Origin of the sequence: Agreia sp. PsM10 (genome assembly GCF_030433855.1) — a bacterium.
Classification (GTDB): Bacteria; Actinomycetota; Actinomycetes; order Actinomycetales; family Microbacteriaceae; genus Agreia.
Map to the genome: position 1 here is coordinate 23,121 of NZ_JARUXC010000017.1, position 14,644 is coordinate 37,764.

Sequence of the window (14,644 nt, forward strand, 5' to 3'; positions counted from 1 at the left end):
ACCACCCTAGTGCGAGGCCCGATCCGCCCTGCAGGGCTACGCATGTGGCCAGGCCCGTCACTTGGCTAGGCTATGGCCGTGCTGCTATCCGATCGTGACATCAAAGCCGAACTCGACGAGGGCCGCATCGGCCTCGATCCCTACCAGCCCGAGCTGATCCAGCCCTCGAGCATCGACGTGCGCCTCGACCGCTTCTTCAGGCTGTTCGACAACCACAAGTACCCGTTCATCGACCCCGCCGAGGACCAGCCCGAACTCACGAGGCTGATCGAGGCCAAGCCCGACGAGCCGTTCATCCTGCACCCGGGGGAGTTCGTGCTCGGGTCGACCTTCGAGCTCGTCACCCTTCCCGACGACATCGCCGCGCGGCTCGAGGGCAAGAGCTCGCTCGGCCGCCTCGGCCTCCTCACGCACTCCACGGCCGGTTTCATCGACCCCGGCTTCTCGGGCCACGTCACCCTCGAGCTGTCGAACGTGGCAACCCTGCCGATCAAGCTCTGGCCCGGCATGAAGATCGGCCAGCTCTGCTTCTTCCGCCTGTCGAGCCCGGCCGAGAAGCCCTACGGTTCAACGGAGTACGGCTCCCGCTACCAGGGCCAGCGCGGCCCGACGGCCTCGCGCTCGCACCTGAACTTCCACAGAACAGACGTCTCCCAGGCCGACTGATCGGCCGCGGGTGTTGCTCTGCGCGACGGATGTTGCCGGTCGCCCGGGCACATCCGTCGCCACCGGCAACAGGCGGGCCGGATGCGCGCGGGCGCCGCGCCGGCTACTTCGGGCGGGTCGCCGGGTCCGTCGCCAGGTCGTGGCTGGCGCGGTCGACGACATCGGCGAGCTCGTCGGTGAGCAGCAGCTCTCGGCGCAGGTGGCGCGTGCGGTAGGCGGCACGGCCGATCATGTGCGCGGCGACCGGGGCCGTGAGCATCTGGAACAGCATCACCAGGAACAGCGTGGAGACCGTGGCCCAGTTGCGCTGCTCGAGAGCGACGGCGAGCAGGATGAACGCCAGCCCCGCGATCTGCGGCTTGGTGGCCGCGTGCATGCGTGAGAGGGCGTCGGGAAAACGCAGGAGCCCGATGCCGGCCGCGAGGCTCAGCAGCGCGCCGATGAGCAGGCAGACCGACGAGGCGACCTCGAACCAGATGTCGGCGGTCATTTCTCGCCCCCTGCCAGCTCGTCGAGCGAGGGATCGAGGGGCGATGCTCCGTCGTCCGCGTGCTTCGCCTCCGCGTCTTTCTGCTTGGTCGCGAAGCGGGCCACGCTGACCGAACCGACGAAGGCGAACATGGCGAGAACGAGGGCGACGGGGAGGGTGCGCGTGTGGTGGTTGTAGACCATCTCCGCCCCCAGAACGCAGATGAGAGTCGAGAGCAGCATGTCTGCGGCGACCATGCGGTCGAGGATCGAGGGTCCGCGCCAGATGCGCACGACGGCGAACAGGGCGGCGACGGCGAAGAGAGCCCCGGCGATGTAGACGACGATGTTCATTCCGGGTATCCCCCTTCGGGCGTGTACTGCTCGGCGGGAACCATCGGATGCCTCGACTCCCAGGCGCTCTGCCGTCGCCCGGTGATGAGCGGGGGAAGCGACCGCTCGGCCCGCGACAGGTTGACGCGGCGCACGTCGTCGCGCGAGCCGATGGCCCGCACGATGCGCTCCTCGACCGCGAGCACGCCCGCGCGGACCTGCTCGACGTCCTCCGGGGTCTCGGTTCCCAGGGCGTGCAGATACAGGATGTCGTCCTGCCGGTCTGCCTCGACGATCAGCGAGCCGGGAACCAGCGACACGGCCAGGGCCGTGAGGGTGAGGCTGAGATCGGACTTCGTCGACAGCTGCACGGCGATGATGGAACTCGTCGGCACGCGTCGCGGGTCGATGGCCATCCACGCGACCTGGAACGACGCGCGCACGAGATCGACGATGAACCTCACGATGAACAGCAGCACGCCGAGCGGGTTCACCCTGTCGGGCAGCTCGACGGGCGGCAGGTAGAACACCCGGGTGACGAGTAGGGCGAGCACCAGTCCCGTGACGATGCTGAGCACCGAGACCTGGTCCCAGAGGAACAGCCAGAGCACCACGAGCCAGACGAGAAGCGGCACCTGGCGCCAGATCGACCCTCTCACGCCGCTCACGAGACGCCTCCGTCGGGGAAGACGAGCGAGATGTAGTCGGCGGGCTGCTCGAGGTTCTGCGCCGCGCGGGTGGCCATGGAGTAGAGCGGCCCGGCGAAGACTGTGAGGGCCAGACTCACCGTGACCATCGCCACGGTGGCGCCGATCATGATGCGCGGCGACGCCTTCGTCTCTTGCACGTCGGACGCCTCCTCCGGGGCCTCCTCGATGCGGTCGAGCGCGGGCGACTCCTCTTCGTGCGCTTCGCGCTTGGGGCGCCAGAATGCGAGGCTCCACGCGCGCATGAGCGCGTAGAGGGTGAGCAGCGAGGTGAGCGCTCCCGCCCCGATGAGCACCCAGATGAGCGGCGACGGCGCCTCGGCTCCGGCCTCGAACAGGCCCAGCTTGCCGATGAAGCCCGAGAACGGCGGGATGCCGCCGAGGTTGAGCGCGGGCACGAAGAACAGCACTGCGATCACGGGCGAGGCCTTGAGCAGGCCGCCGAGTCGGTTGAGCGCCGTCGTGCCGCCCTGTCGCTCGACGAGTCCTGTGGCGAGGAACAGCGTGGTCTGCACGGTGATGTGGTGGATCACGTAGTAGATCGTTGCACCGAGACCCGCCACCGTTCCGATCGCGATGCCGAAGATCATGTAACCGATGTGGCTGACCAGCGTGAACGACAGCATCCGCTTGATGTCGGATTGCGCGACGGCGCCCAGGATGCCGATCACCAGGGTGAGCAGCGCCACGACGAGCAGCACCGTCTGCAGGGTGTTGCCCGGGAACAGGATGGTCTCGGTGCGGATGATCGCGTAGACGCCGACCTTGGTGAGCAGGCCGGCGAACACCGCGGTGACCGGCGCCGGCGCGGTCGGATAGGAGTCGGGCAGCCAGAACGAGAGCGGGAAGACGGCCGCCTTGATGCCGAACGCCACCAGCAGCATGAGCTGCAGCACGAGCTGGATGTCGGCGGGCAGCTCGCCGAGGCGCACCGACAGCTGGGCGATGTTCACGGTTCCGGTGGCGCCGTAGATCATGGCGATCGACGCCAGGAAGAGCATCGACGACACGAGGCTCACGATGATGTACGTGATGCCGGCCTTGATGCGCGCCTGGGTTCCGCCGAGGGTGAGCAGCACGTAGCTCGCCACGAGCAGGATCTCGAAGCTCACGTAGAGGTTGAAGAGGTCGCCCGCGATGAAGGCGTTGAAGACGCCGGCGGCCAGGATGAGGTAGCTGGGGTGGTAGATCGACACGGGGGTCTCGCGGTCGCCGTCGGCCATGCCCTGGCCGACGGAGAAGACGAGAACGCACAGCAGCACGATCGACGAGATCAGCAGCATCAGCGCCGAGAGCCTGTCGACGACCAGCACGATGCCGAAGGGCGCCGACCATCCGCCTACCGTCACGGCGTGGCCGCCGGTCTGGTCGGTGAGGTAGACGAGGGCCGCGCTTGTGAGCACGACCAGAGACAGCACGGTGATGGAGAACGTGACCTGCAGCCTCGGTCGGCGACCCGCGACGAGGGCGCCCGCAGCGCCGATGAGCGGCAGCAGCACGACGAGGGGGATGAGCGAGTTCATCAGGGCGGTCACGATGTCTTCGCCTCCGCCCGGCCTTCGAATTCGGTGTCTTCGCCCGAGCCGTCCTCGGCCTCGGTGCTCTCCTCGTCGTCGATGGAGCTGCCGGCGCCGCCCACGGCCACGTCGGCCTCGTCGCTCGTCACCACGTCGGCGCGGGCGATGCGCCACGAGCGGTAGATGAGGGCGAGCAGGAACGCCGAGACGCCGAAGGTGATGACGATGGCGGTGAGGATGAGCGCCTCGGGCAGCGGGTCGTGCATCTCGGACGGCTCGACGCCGTCGGCCACGATCGGGGCGAGGCCGGCCGGCCCCGCGATGATCAGGATGAGCAGGTTGGTGGCATTGCCGACGAGCAGGAAGCCCAGGAGCATGCGGGTCATGCTGCGTCCGAGCAGAAGGTAGACCCCGCCCGCATACAGCACGGCCATCAGCAGGATCAGAACAAGGGAGGCGCTCATCGGGGGCTCCTCTCGGGAGATGTCTGCTCGTCGGTGGCGGGAGCGTCGGCGGAGGGAGCCTCGGGTGCGCTGCTCAGCGAGTTCACCTCGTGGGCGCCGGGAAGGTCGTCGTCGCCATTGCTCTCGTCGTCGTGGTCCTCCTCCTGCTGCCGGTCGATCTCGGCCCCGAGGCTGCGCAGGATGTCGAGGGCGAGACCGACGACGACCAGGTAGACGCCGATGTCGAACAACGTCGAGGTGACGAACTCGATGTGGCCGATCACGGGGATCTCGGCCTCGAACCACGTGGAGGTGAGCGCGTCGACTCCGAAGAAGATGGGCACGAGGGCGGTGCCGCCTGCGAAGAGCACGCCGAAGCCGAGCAGCTTGCCGGCGTCGATCGGCGCGGCCTCTCCGAGCTCGAAGCGCCCGGCAGCGAGATAGCGGGCGACGAAGGCGAGCCCTGCCACGAGCCCACCGGCGAATCCTCCGCCGGGAACGTTGTGACCGGCGAAGAGCAGGTAGACCGACACGACGATGGCCGAATGGAACAGCAGCCGCACGACGACCTCGAGGATGATCGAGCGGTTCTCGGGAGCGAGAGTCTTGCCGGCCAGCAGCCAGGGCGTGCGCTGCGTGGCGTCCTCCTGCGACGGCGCTGCGCCGTCGGGGGTGGCCCCGGCGCTCGCGGTCGCCTCGATCGGGGCCTCGGCCAGACGCGTGCGGCGGGCGAACCAGCGGGGTCGTTCGGTCTCGGGGCCGAGCCTCGGCATGTCTCCGCTGCGTCGGGAGAGGAACACGAGGCTGGCGACACCGGTGGCGGCGACGACGAGCACGCTCATCTCGCCGAGGGTGTCCCAGCCGCGGATGTCGACGAGCAGCACGTTCACCACGTTGCGTCCGTGTCCGCCCTCGTAGGCGAGCTGGGGGAACTGCAGCGAAATGGGCTCGGCGATGCGGGAGCCGAGGGCGACGACGGCCACGACCGACATCAGGATGCCGACACCCACGCCGATGACGGCCCGAACGACGCGGTGGCGCCGGCCGTGATCCTGCCCGATGGCCGACGGCAGCCGTCGCAGAACGAGCACGAAGGTCACGAGCGTGACGGTCTCGACGAGTGCCTGGGTGAGCGCGAGGTCGGCGGCGCCCTGCAGGGCGAAGAGCGCGGCCATGCCGTAGCCGGTCACGCCCACGAGCACCACGGCCATGAAGCGCTTGTGTGCCCGGGCGGCGGCGATGGTGGCGACGCCCATGACGATCGCGATGGGCAGCTGCGCCGGCGAATCCCAGATTCGGAACGAGCCGGGCAGCTCGCCGACGAGCACGAGTGCGGTGCCGACCGCCGCCACGAGGACCACGAGGATGGTCGCGACGTAGATCGGCAGCGATCCGGTCTGGGTCACCCGGGTGAGGCGCACGGCGCCGCGGTCGACGAGGTGCACGATGCGGCTGTATCCGCGGGCCGAGTCGATCAGCGACGGAACACGGCCCTGGATGGCGGACACCCGGGTGCGTGCGGCGAAGAGTGCGAGTCCGAGAACGAGGGTGACCGCAGAGATGCCGAGGGCCGGCTCGAGACCGTGCCACAGGGCGAGGTGGGCCGCATCCGGAGGGGTTAGCTGGTCGCCTGCGGCGCTGGCGCCCGAGACGGCCGACGCCTCGCCGCTGAGCGGCGGCACGGTGTCGGCGTAGAGACCGAAGAGGGGGTCGAGCAGCGGGGAGGCGATGCCGAGGCCGAGGCTCGTGATGGCGAGGATCGCGGGCGAGATGAGGAAGTCGACGTGCTCGTGCACGAACTCCGCGGGCTCGACGCCCGGCTTCGAGGCGAAGGCTCCCCAGAGGAATCGCGCGGTGTAGGCCACGGTCAGAACAGAGCCGAGGGAGACGCCGACGAGGGCGACGAGGCCGAGCGGAGCCCCGTGCTCGGCGTCTTCGAGCAGGGCCGTGAACGTGGCCTCCTTCGCCACGAAGCCGAGCAGGGGAGGCAGGCCCGCCATCGACGCCGCGGCGAGGGTGGCGACGATCGCCAGCAGGGGCGCCTGGCGCCCGAGGCCGCTGATCTTGCGCAGGTCGCGGGTGCCGAGGCGGTTGTCGATGATGCCGACCACCAGGAACAGGGTGGCCTTGAAGAGCGCGTGGCCGGTGATGAGCGTGATGCCGGCGAGCGCGGCGTTGCGCGTGCCGTAGCCCACGACCACGGTGAGGAAGCCGAGCTGGCTGACGGTTCCGTAGGCGAGCAGCAGCTTGAGGTCGTGCTGGCGGAGGGCCCGCCATCCGCCCACCAGCATGGTCAGAACGCCGACGGCCACGAGCAGAGGCCGCCATCCCGGGGTGTCGCCGAACGCCGGAACCAGCAGGGCGATCAGGAAGATGCCGGCCTTCACCATCGCCGCCGCGTGCAGGTAGGCGCTCACGGGGGTCGGTGCGGCCATGGCGGAGGGCAGCCAGAAGTGCAGGGGAACCTGGGCCGATTTCGACAGGGCTCCGACGAGGACGAGGATCACGGCGACCGTGACGAGACCGGATGCCTGCGGCGGGTCGGCCACGATCTGCGACACCCGCGTGGTGCCCGATTCGACGGCCAGGATGACGACGCCCACCAGCATGGCCAGTCCGCCCGCCGTGGTCACCAGCAGCGCCTGGAGCGCGGCGCCCCGGCTCTTGCGCTTCGCGGTGTACTGGCCGATGAGCAGGTAGGAGAAGACGGTGGTCGCCTCCCAGAACATGAAGAGCACGTAGATGTCGTCGCTGACGACGAGGCCGAACATGGCTCCGGCGAAGGCGAGGAGCACGCCGCTGAAGCGACCCAGTCCGTCTTCGCCTCGGCGGAAGTAACGGGCGCAGTAGAGCACGACGAGAGTTCCGACTCCCGTGACGATGAGCGCCATCGTGAGCGAGAGGGCGTCGAGTCGGAATGCCAGGGCGAGGTCGAGCTGCGGCACCCACGGGTGGACCTCTGTGGGGGTCTCGCCGCGAGTCACAGCGGGGATCTGGGCGAGCAGCCCGACGAACACGGCGGCGGGAACGAGCGCGGCGAACACGAACATGCGGGGGCCGAAACGGGCCGTGAGCGAGGGAAGAACGAGCCCGGCGAGGGCGAAGCCGACGAGAGAGATGATCATTTCGGCTCCCTCAGATAGTCAGCCGGGGAACGGTTCGCGCCCGGTCGCAAGCGGCCGTGTGGAGCTCCAGTCTACCGGGACGAGACAGGTGGATGCCCCGAACGGCATAAGTCCGTCCGGGGCATCGGGAGCGCTCGGTGCGATCAGGCCGTGCGCACCGCTGAGACGAGCTGCGGATACAGCGCCTCCAGTGGCGCGGAGAGACCCGCCTTCACCTGGACGCTCGTCTCGTCGGCGAGCACCTCGAACTCGCCCGCCTCGAGGCCGTCGTAGGCACGGGCGACGATGTCGGCCGGGTCGCTCTTGAACTCGGTGACGCCCTCGGTCATGGGAGTGTCCGCGTAGCCGAGGTGCAGGCCGACCACATGCGTGCCCTGGGGTGCGAGCTCGAGCCGAAGCGAGTTCGTCGCCGACCAGAAGGCGGCCTTGGTCGCGCTGTACCCGCCGGCGACGCCGAGCCAGCTCAGCGCGGAGTGCACGTCGAGGAGTGCGCCGCCGCCGTTGCGGGCGAGTACGGGGGCGAATTCCCGGGCGACCGAGACCGCTCCGAAGAAGTTGGTCTCGAACATGCGGCGCAGCGCCCCGGAGTCGCCGAGCATGGGAACGTCGCCGCCGACGCCGGCGTTGTTGATCACGATGGTGGTGTCGGCCGCGATGGCAGCCGCTTGCTTGACGGAGGACTCGTCCGTCACGTCGAGCGCGATCGTCTGCACTCGTGCGTCGTTCCATTCGCGCGGCGTCCTGGCCGTGGCGTAGACCTTCGCCGCTCCGCGCTCGAGCGCCTGGGTCACGAATTCGCGTCCCAGTCCTCCGTTGGCTCCGGTGACGAGAACGACGGCGCCGCTGATGGTTGATGGCATGGTGATCTTCTTCCTTCTAGGTTGTGATTCACAACCTAGCACCCTGGGTTGCGGAATCAAACTCAGGTGCTATCGTCGAGGAATGGCGACATCTGTTCTGGGAAGAGACCCTCGGTGCCCCGTGGCGCGCAGCCTCGAGGTGCTCGGAGAGAAGTGGACGATCCTCGTCGTGCGCGAGGCCCTGGCCGGCGTCACCAGATTCTCTGATTTTCAGCAGAGGCTCGGAGTGGCGAAAGACGTGCTCGCGGCGCGCCTGTCGACGCTCGTCGAATTCGACGTGCTCGAGCGACGCTCCTACCGCGCCGAAGGCGAGCGCGAGCGCTCGGAGTACCTGCTCACCGCCGCGGGTCGCGACCTCGGCGTCGTGCTCGCGAGCCTGGCCCAATGGGGTGACACGCATCGACCGACAGGATTCGGCCCCGTCGTCGAGCATCGCGAGCGCGGCACGACCGAGCCTCTCCGCGTGGCCTTCGTCACGTCGAGCGGGCGCGAGGTCGCACTCGAGGACGTCGAGAGCGTCAGTGGGCCAGGAGCTACTGTCACCGTGCCGACGCGGTCGCCTCGCTGAGCAGCGGCAGCTGCAGGGTCAGCCACGGGCTGAACGCCCACGGCGTGCTGTCGACGGCCGAATGCAGGGCGCCGGGGTCGACCCAGTTCCACTCGGCGACCTCGTCGGGGTTGCCGACGACCTCGTCGGTCGTCGTGGCCGTGAACACCGGGCAGATCTCGTATTCGACGATTCCGGATGCGTCGGTCGCCCGGTAGCGGAAGTCGGGGAGAACGAGGGTCACCTCGTCGAGCGTGATTCCCAGCTCACGCTGCGCGCGGCGAGCCACGGCGTCGGTCATCGCCTCTCCGGGCGCCGGGTGGCCGCAGAACGAGTTCGTCCACACCCCGGGCCAGGCGACCTTGCCGAGCGAGCGGCGGGTGACCAGGATCCGGCCCTGCGAGTCGTAGACGTGGCACGAGAAGGCGAGGTGCAGGGCCGTGTCGGCGGTGTGAACCGTGGCCTTGTCTGCCGTTCCGATCGGCTGTCCGTCGTCGGAAAGCAGAACCACCTGTTCATGAGAGGACATGCACTTATTGTGCCAGAACGGGCGAATAGTCAGCCGACTGACTGATGGGGTCGGGATTCTTCGAGCAGGCAGCCCACCATTGTGCAATCCCCTCGACGAGGCGCGGTACTTAGACAGTCTCGTAAGTTAGCCTCGAATCGTGGATACGCATGATCTCGTGGTGGTGACCCGCCGGCGGCAGCAGCACGTCGATGCGGTTCTCGACCGCTTCTTCGGGCTCGCGAAGGCGCGGGCGTCGGGCATCGGCCCTCGATACGTGACTCTCTGGGAGACGCTCGAGAAGAACTCCGCCGGCGGCAAGCGCTTCCGTCCGGCCATGGTTCTCGCCGCCTACGAGGCTCTGGGGGGAACCGACTCCGAGACGGCCGCCTACGTCGGCGCGGCCTTCGAGCTGCTGCACACCGCACTGATCGTGCACGACGACGTGATCGATCGGGACTTCATCCGTCGCGGCGGCCCCAACGTGTCGGGCAGCTACCGCGACCTCGCCCAGACCGCGGGCATCCCCATTCCCACCGCAGAGCACCGCGGCCTCTCGGTCGCCGTCATCGCGGGAGACCTCGCCCTCTTCAATGCCTTCCGCCTGCTCGACCGCAGCGGTGTGAGCGGAGAGCTGCGGGAGCGGCTCCACGAGATCCTCGACGAGGCCATGTTCGCCTCGGCGGCCGGAGAGCTGCTCGACGTGGACTTCTCGCTGCACCCCGATCCGCCCTCGGTCGAGGACATCGTCGACATGGAGCGTCTGAAGACGGCCGTCTACTCGTTCGAGACCCCCCTCCAGGCAGGGGCAGTGCTCGCGGGTGCGGGCGAGGCGGCGGTCGAGGCCCTGGGCTCGTTCGGGCGCAACCTCGGCATCGCCTACCAGATCGTCGACGACCTCCTCGGCGTCTTCGGCGACGAAGGAGACACCGGCAAGTCCACCCTCGGCGACCTGCGCGAGGGCAAGCGCACGGTGCTCATCGCCTACGCCGCGACCACCGCGCAGTGGCCCGAGATCGAGCCGTCTTTCGGTGATCCCGATCTCGACGAAGACGGAGCCCGGCGCATCCGGGACCTGCTCGAAGACAGCGGCGCCCGCCGCTATGCGGAGGCCCTGGCCCGCGACTTCGCCAACAGGGCGTGGGAGCACCTCGCCTCGAGCGCGCTTCCCGACGCCGTGCGCACGGAGTTCCGCGGCTTCGTGGCCACGGTCCTGGAACGGGTCAAATGATCCGGCCCGAATCGCTGTACGACCGCGTGGCCATGGAGGCATCGGCCGTCGTCATCCGGAGATACTCGACCTCGTTCGGTCTCGCGTCGAAGCTGCTGTCTCCCGACGTGCGGCAGCATGTCGAGAACATCTACGCCCTCGTGCGGCTCGCCGACGAGGTCGTCGACGGGGTCGCCGCAGAGGCTCGCCTCGGCGCCGACGCCATACGAGCCCAGCTCGATGCGCTCGAGAGCGAGACGAACGAGGCGATGCGCTGCGGCTTCAGCACCAACCTGGTGGTGCACGCGTTCGCGCTCACGGCCCGCGAGACCGGATTCGGCGAAGAGCTCTCGGCCCCGTTCTACGCGTCGATGCGCGCAGACCTGAGCCAGACCGAGCACACGCCCGAGTCGTTCGACCTCTACGTCTACGGATCCGCCGAGGTCGTCGGTCTGATGTGCCTCAAAGCATTCCTCGTCGGCCACCGCTATTCCGACGAAGACGAGGCGCGCCTCGTCGACGGCGCCCGGCACCTCGGCGCGGCCTTTCAGAAGATCAACTTCCTGCGCGACCTCGCGGCCGACTTCACGGCCCTCGGCCGCAGCTACTTTCCCGGGGTCGACGTGGACTCGTTCACCGAGGCGCAGAAGGCCGTCATCATCGACGACATCCAGAACGACCTCGACATCGCCTGCTCGACCCTGACGCTGCTGCCGAGCTCGTCGCGGCGCGCCGTGGTGCTCGCGCAGGGGCTCTTCGCCGAGCTGACCCGCCGTCTGCGCGAAACGCCGGCCTCCGTGCTGGTGACCACCCGCATCCGTGTGCCCAACCCCGTTAAGATGCGAATCGCGGCCCTCGCTGCCGCGGGTCGTCTACCGAAGGAGCACGAGTGACAGCCAGCATCCCCACCGGTGACAGCACCGACTTGCAGGGAGAGGCCCGGCGGGCCATCGTCATCGGAGCCGGAATCAGCGGGCTTGCCAGCGCCGCCCTGCTCGCCCGCGAGGGATACGAGGTGACCCTGCTCGAGAAGCAGGGTGCGGTCGGAGGCCGCGCGGGCGTCTGGAGGAAAGACGGCTTCACGTTCGACACGGGCCCCTCCTGGTACCTGATGCCCGAGGTCTTCGACCACTTCTACAAGCTCATGGGCACCTCGGCCGCAGAGCAGCTCGACCTCACCCGCCTCGACCCGGGCTACCGCGTGTTCTTCGAGGGGGAGGAGACGACGGTCGACATCCGCAGCGACCTCGAGTCGAACCTCGAGCTGTTCGAATCGATCGAGCCCGGCGCCGGGGTGAAGATGGCCGGCTACCTCGACTCCGCCGCCGAGACCTACGACCTCGCCAAGAAGTACTTCCTCTACTCCACGTTCCAAGACCTCAAACCGCTCGCCGTCGGGCCCGTCGTCACGCGCACACCCCGCCTCGTGCGCCTGCTCACCGAGACGCTGGCCAGCTTCGCCGGTCGCACCGTGCGCGATCCGCGACTGCAGCAGATCCTCGGCTATCCCGCCGTCTTCCTGGGTTCGTCGCCGTATGCCGCTCCGAGCATGTACCACCTCATGAGCCACCTCGACATGAACGACGGCGTGCTCTACCCCCAGGGCGGCTTCGGCCAGGTGATCGCCAGCATCGAGAACATCGCTCGAGACGCGGGCGTCGACATCCACACCGGCGCGACCGTGACCCGCATCGTGCTCGAACTCGACCCCACGCTGAAGGCTCCCGAGCCCGAGAAGAGCGTCTACGACTACGAGACCACCGAGTTCGACACGAACGTCATCGACCGCGACGAGCTGCGGCGCATGCTCGCGGGCGAGGCGGATGCGCAGGGCTCCACGGCGCCGGCACCCGCGGTGGCGACCGACGTCGTGGCCGGGCCACCGGCATCCGATCGCAGCCGTGTCGGCGGCGTGCACTACGTCGACGACGAGGGGCGCGCCCACGAGCTGGAGGCGGAACTGGTCGTCGCCACGGCAGACCTGCGTCACGTCGAGACCACCATGCTGCTGCCCGAGCTGCAGACCTACCCCGAGTCGTACTGGCAGAAGAAGACCGCCGGGCCCAGCGCCGTGCTGGTGTACCTGGGCGTCTCGGGCGAGCTGCCGGAGCTCGCGCACCATTCGCTGTTCTTCACGAAGGACTGGAAGGGCGACTTCGGCAAGATCTTCGGAGCGAGCCGCTTCGGGCGCTTCGGGCCGAAGGGGGCCACGTCGGTTCCCGAGCCCGCGTCGATCTACGTCTGCCGGCCCAGCGCCACCGACGATACGGTCGCGCCCGAAGGCCACGAGAACATCTTCATCCTCGTTCCGATTCCGGCCGACCCCGGCATCGGCCACGGCGGCGAGAACGGCCAGGGGGATGCCCGGGTCGAGAGGATCGCCGACGCCGCGATCGCGCAGGTGGCCGAGTGGGCCGGCATCCCCGACCTCGCCGACCGCATCGTGGTGCGGCGCACCGTGGGGCCCGCCGACTTCGTCGACGACCTCAACTCGTGGAAGGGCACCGCACTCGGCCCGGCGCACACCCTGGGCCAGAGCGCGTTCTTCCGAGCCGGCAACGTGTCGAAGAAGGTCGACGGGCTCGTCTACGCCGGAGGATCCACGATTCCCGGTATCGGCCTGCCCATGTGCCTGATCAGCGCGGAGCTCGTGATCAAGCGGCTGCGCGGCGACACCAGCACGGGAGCACTGGCGGAGCCGGTTGTGGCGGAGCCCGGCGACTGATGGGTCTGCTGTACCTGCTCGCGCTCCTCGTCTCGATCACGGGCATGGTGGTGCTCGACCGTCGATTCGGGCTGTTCTTCTTCCGCGACGCGCGGCGGGCATCCATCGTTCTCGTCGCGGGGCTCGTGTTCTTCGTCGGCTGGGATCTGGCCGGCATCGGGCTCGGCATCTTCTTCCGCGGAGAGACCTCGTTCATGACCGGTCTTCAGCTGGCGCCCGAGCTGCCGGTCGAGGAGATCTTCTTCCTCACCCTGCTCTGCTATCTGACGATGAACCTGTTCGGGTTCCTGACGCGGGCATCCGCCGGTCGCGCGGCCGGCGGTCGCGCGGGCGCTGCCCGTCGCGACGAGGTGCGCCCGTGACCTACTGGACGCTCAACGCGATCTTCCTCGCGGTCGTCGCGCTGGTCGCGATCGTCGCGGCCGTGCGCATCCGGAGCACCCGGCCGTGGGTCGCGGTCGCCATCGCCCTCGGTGTTCTGCTGGTGATGACCGCGGTCTTCGACAACGTGATGATCGGAATCGGGCTGGTCGGATACGAGCCCTCCCTCATCTCGGGGGCCTTCATCGGAATCGCACCGCTCGAGGACTTCGCCTACGCGATCGCCGCCGCCGTTCTGCTGCCGTCGCTGTGGATGCTGCTGGGCGCGACAGAGCGTGAGGAGCGCGCATGATCCGCCAGCTGCTGCTGTCGTCGCGGCCCCTCTCGTGGGTCAACACCGCGTTTCCGTTCGCCGCCGGATACCTGCTGGTCACGCGCGAGGTCGACCTCGTGTTCGTGCTGGGCACCCTGTACTTCCTGATCCCCTACAACCTCGCGATGTACGGGATCAACGACGTCTTCGACTACGAGTCCGACATGCGCAATCCGCGCAAGGGCGGGGTCGAGGGTGCCGTGCTCGACAAGTCTCTGCATCGGCCGACCCTCTGGGCGGTGGTCATCACGAATGTGCCGTTCATCGTGTACCTGGTGCTGGTCGGATCGCCCCTGTCGTGGCTCGTGCTCGCCGTGAGCCTCTTCGCCGTGCTCGCCTACAGTGCGCCGAAGCTGCGGTTCAAGGAGCGCCCGTTCATCGACTCGCTCACCTCGAGCACCCACTTCGTGAGTCCGGCGGTCTACGGGCTGGTGCTGGCCGGGGCGGCGTTCACGCCGGCGCTCTGGGCCGTGCTGGCCGCGTTCTTCCTCTGGGGCGTCGCCAGCCACGCGTTCGGTGCGGTGCAGGACATCGTGGCCGACAGGGAGGGCGGCATCGCGTCGATCGCCACCGTCATCGGGGGCGCCGCCACCGTGCGCTTCGCCTTCGTGGCCTACCTGCTCGGCGGAGTGCTGATGCTCTTCACCACGTGGCCGGGTCCGCTGGGAGGACTGCTCGTGCTGCCATACGCGCTGAGCGTGCTGCCGTACTGGTCGATCGCCGACGCCGACGCCGAGCGGGCCAACAACGGGTGGCGACGCTTCCTGCTGTTCAACTTCGTGTGCGGATTCGTGGTGACCATGCTGCTGATCTGGCTGTGGGTGCTGGTTCCCTGAGTCGA

Annotated in this window: 16 protein-coding genes; 8 read left to right on the plus strand and 8 right to left on the minus strand. The window is 68.6% G+C overall.

Annotated features, from left to right (window positions below):
• The first annotated feature begins 78 nt into the window (after positions 1 to 78).
• Positions 79 to 666, plus strand: coding sequence for a dCTP deaminase (gene dcd, locus QCD70_RS16780; protein ID WP_055928005.1), 588 nt, complete (start codon positions 79 to 81; stop codon positions 664 to 666).
• Positions 667 to 769: 103 nt separating this feature from the next.
• Here dcd and mnhG read toward each other — a convergent pair whose 3' ends face one another.
• The 7 genes from mnhG to QCD70_RS16815 all read right to left on the minus strand — a co-directional run bounded on the left by mnhG (position 770) and on the right by QCD70_RS16815 (position 8,119).
• On the minus strand, positions 770 to 1,156 hold the full coding sequence (gene mnhG, locus QCD70_RS16785) for a monovalent cation/H(+) antiporter subunit G (protein WP_301218411.1): 387 nt from the start codon (positions 1,154 to 1,156) through the stop codon (positions 770 to 772).
• Positions 1,153 to 1,488 (minus strand): monovalent cation/H+ antiporter complex subunit F, encoded by a 336-nt coding sequence (locus QCD70_RS16790; RefSeq protein ID WP_301218413.1) that lies wholly within the window; start codon positions 1,486 to 1,488, stop codon positions 1,153 to 1,155. The genes mnhG and QCD70_RS16790 overlap by 4 nt, the downstream gene beginning before the upstream one ends.
• Positions 1,485 to 2,135, minus strand: a complete 651-nt coding sequence (locus tag QCD70_RS16795; RefSeq protein ID WP_301218415.1) for a Na+/H+ antiporter subunit E — start codon at positions 2,133 to 2,135, stop codon at positions 1,485 to 1,487. Before QCD70_RS16795 ends, QCD70_RS16790 begins: the two co-directional genes overlap by 4 nt.
• A complete protein-coding gene (locus QCD70_RS16800; RefSeq protein ID WP_301218528.1) occupies positions 2,132 to 3,697 on the minus strand; it encodes a Na+/H+ antiporter subunit D in 1,566 nt (521 codons plus the stop codon). The genes QCD70_RS16795 and QCD70_RS16800 overlap by 4 nt, the downstream gene beginning before the upstream one ends.
• An 8-nt stretch (positions 3,698 to 3,705) precedes the next feature.
• Complete coding sequence (locus tag QCD70_RS16805) at positions 3,706 to 4,155, minus strand: Na(+)/H(+) antiporter subunit C (RefSeq protein ID WP_367316741.1); 450 nt, start codon at positions 4,153 to 4,155, stop codon at positions 3,706 to 3,708.
• Complete coding sequence (locus QCD70_RS16810; RefSeq protein ID WP_301218417.1) at positions 4,152 to 7,259, minus strand: Na+/H+ antiporter subunit A; 3,108 nt, start codon at positions 7,257 to 7,259, stop codon at positions 4,152 to 4,154. Before QCD70_RS16810 ends, QCD70_RS16805 begins: the two co-directional genes overlap by 4 nt.
• Positions 7,260 to 7,402: 143 nt before the next feature.
• Positions 7,403 to 8,119, minus strand: coding sequence for an SDR family oxidoreductase (locus QCD70_RS16815; RefSeq protein ID WP_301218419.1), 717 nt, complete (start codon positions 8,117 to 8,119; stop codon positions 7,403 to 7,405).
• Positions 8,120 to 8,201: 82 nt separating this feature from the next.
• On the opposite strand from QCD70_RS16815, the gene QCD70_RS16820 reads away from it, so the two are divergent.
• Entirely contained in the window at positions 8,202 to 8,687 is a 486-nt protein-coding gene (locus QCD70_RS16820; protein ID WP_301218421.1) for a winged helix-turn-helix transcriptional regulator, read from the plus strand.
• Here the strand turns inward: QCD70_RS16820 and idi are convergent.
• Positions 8,659 to 9,195, minus strand: coding sequence for an isopentenyl-diphosphate Delta-isomerase (idi, locus tag QCD70_RS16825; protein ID WP_301218423.1), 537 nt, complete (start codon positions 9,193 to 9,195; stop codon positions 8,659 to 8,661). The two genes, QCD70_RS16820 and idi, sit on opposite strands and share 29 nt — an antisense overlap.
• A 139-nt stretch (positions 9,196 to 9,334) precedes the next feature.
• On the opposite strand from idi, the gene QCD70_RS16830 reads away from it, so the two are divergent.
• Genes QCD70_RS16830 through QCD70_RS16855 form a run of 6 tightly spaced genes read left to right on the plus strand, consistent with a single transcriptional unit; the run spans position 9,335 to position 14,639 of the window.
• Positions 9,335 to 10,405 (plus strand): polyprenyl synthetase family protein, encoded by a 1,071-nt coding sequence (locus QCD70_RS16830; RefSeq protein WP_301218425.1) that lies wholly within the window; start codon positions 9,335 to 9,337, stop codon positions 10,403 to 10,405.
• On the plus strand, positions 10,402 to 11,277 hold the full coding sequence (locus QCD70_RS16835) for a phytoene/squalene synthase family protein (RefSeq protein WP_301218427.1): 876 nt from the start codon (positions 10,402 to 10,404) through the stop codon (positions 11,275 to 11,277). Before QCD70_RS16830 ends, QCD70_RS16835 begins: the two co-directional genes overlap by 4 nt.
• Positions 11,274 to 13,109 (plus strand): phytoene desaturase family protein, encoded by a 1,836-nt coding sequence (gene crtI, locus QCD70_RS16840; protein ID WP_301218429.1) that lies wholly within the window; start codon positions 11,274 to 11,276, stop codon positions 13,107 to 13,109. Before QCD70_RS16835 ends, crtI begins: the two co-directional genes overlap by 4 nt.
• Positions 13,109 to 13,471 carry a lycopene cyclase domain-containing protein gene (locus QCD70_RS16845; RefSeq protein ID WP_301218431.1) on the plus strand — a complete coding sequence of 121 codons (363 nt, stop codon included), beginning with the start codon at positions 13,109 to 13,111 and terminating at the stop codon, positions 13,469 to 13,471. The genes crtI and QCD70_RS16845 overlap by 1 nt, the downstream gene beginning before the upstream one ends.
• Positions 13,468 to 13,782 carry a lycopene cyclase domain-containing protein gene (locus QCD70_RS16850; protein WP_301218433.1) on the plus strand — a complete coding sequence of 105 codons (315 nt, stop codon included), beginning with the start codon at positions 13,468 to 13,470 and terminating at the stop codon, positions 13,780 to 13,782. Before QCD70_RS16845 ends, QCD70_RS16850 begins: the two co-directional genes overlap by 4 nt.
• Complete coding sequence (locus QCD70_RS16855; RefSeq protein ID WP_301218435.1) at positions 13,779 to 14,639, plus strand: prenyltransferase; 861 nt, start codon at positions 13,779 to 13,781, stop codon at positions 14,637 to 14,639. Before QCD70_RS16850 ends, QCD70_RS16855 begins: the two co-directional genes overlap by 4 nt.
• Positions 14,640 to 14,644: the final 5 nt, after the last annotated feature.

Bases quoted from the DNA above. Each gene is read 5' to 3' on its own strand.
- mnhG (WP_301218411.1), bottom strand. From the start codon at position 1,156: ATGACCGCCGACATCTGGTTCGAGGTCGCCTCGTCGGTCTGCCTGCTC.
- QCD70_RS16790 (WP_301218413.1), bottom strand. From the start codon at position 1,488: ATGAACATCGTCGTCTACATCGCCGGGGCTCTCTTCGCCGTCGCCGCC.
- QCD70_RS16800 (WP_301218528.1), bottom strand. From the start codon at position 3,697: ATGAACTCGCTCATCCCCCTCGTCGTGCTGCTGCCGCTCATCGGCGCT.
- QCD70_RS16805 (WP_367316741.1), bottom strand. From the start codon at position 4,155: ATGAGCGCCTCCCTTGTTCTGATCCTGCTGATGGCCGTGCTGTATGCG.
- QCD70_RS16810 (WP_301218417.1), bottom strand. From the start codon at position 7,259: ATGATCATCTCTCTCGTCGGCTTCGCCCTCGCCGGGCTCGTTCTTCCC.
- QCD70_RS16815 (WP_301218419.1), bottom strand. From the start codon at position 8,119: ATGCCATCAACCATCAGCGGCGCCGTCGTTCTCGTCACCGGAGCCAAC.
- QCD70_RS16820 (WP_301218421.1), top strand. From the start codon at position 8,202: ATGGCGACATCTGTTCTGGGAAGAGACCCTCGGTGCCCCGTGGCGCGC.
- idi (WP_301218423.1), bottom strand. From the start codon at position 9,195: ATGTCCTCTCATGAACAGGTGGTTCTGCTTTCCGACGACGGACAGCCG.
- QCD70_RS16835 (WP_301218427.1), top strand. From the start codon at position 10,402: ATGATCCGGCCCGAATCGCTGTACGACCGCGTGGCCATGGAGGCATCG.
- QCD70_RS16845 (WP_301218431.1), top strand. From the start codon at position 13,109: ATGGGTCTGCTGTACCTGCTCGCGCTCCTCGTCTCGATCACGGGCATG.
- QCD70_RS16855 (WP_301218435.1), top strand. From the start codon at position 13,779: ATGATCCGCCAGCTGCTGCTGTCGTCGCGGCCCCTCTCGTGGGTCAAC.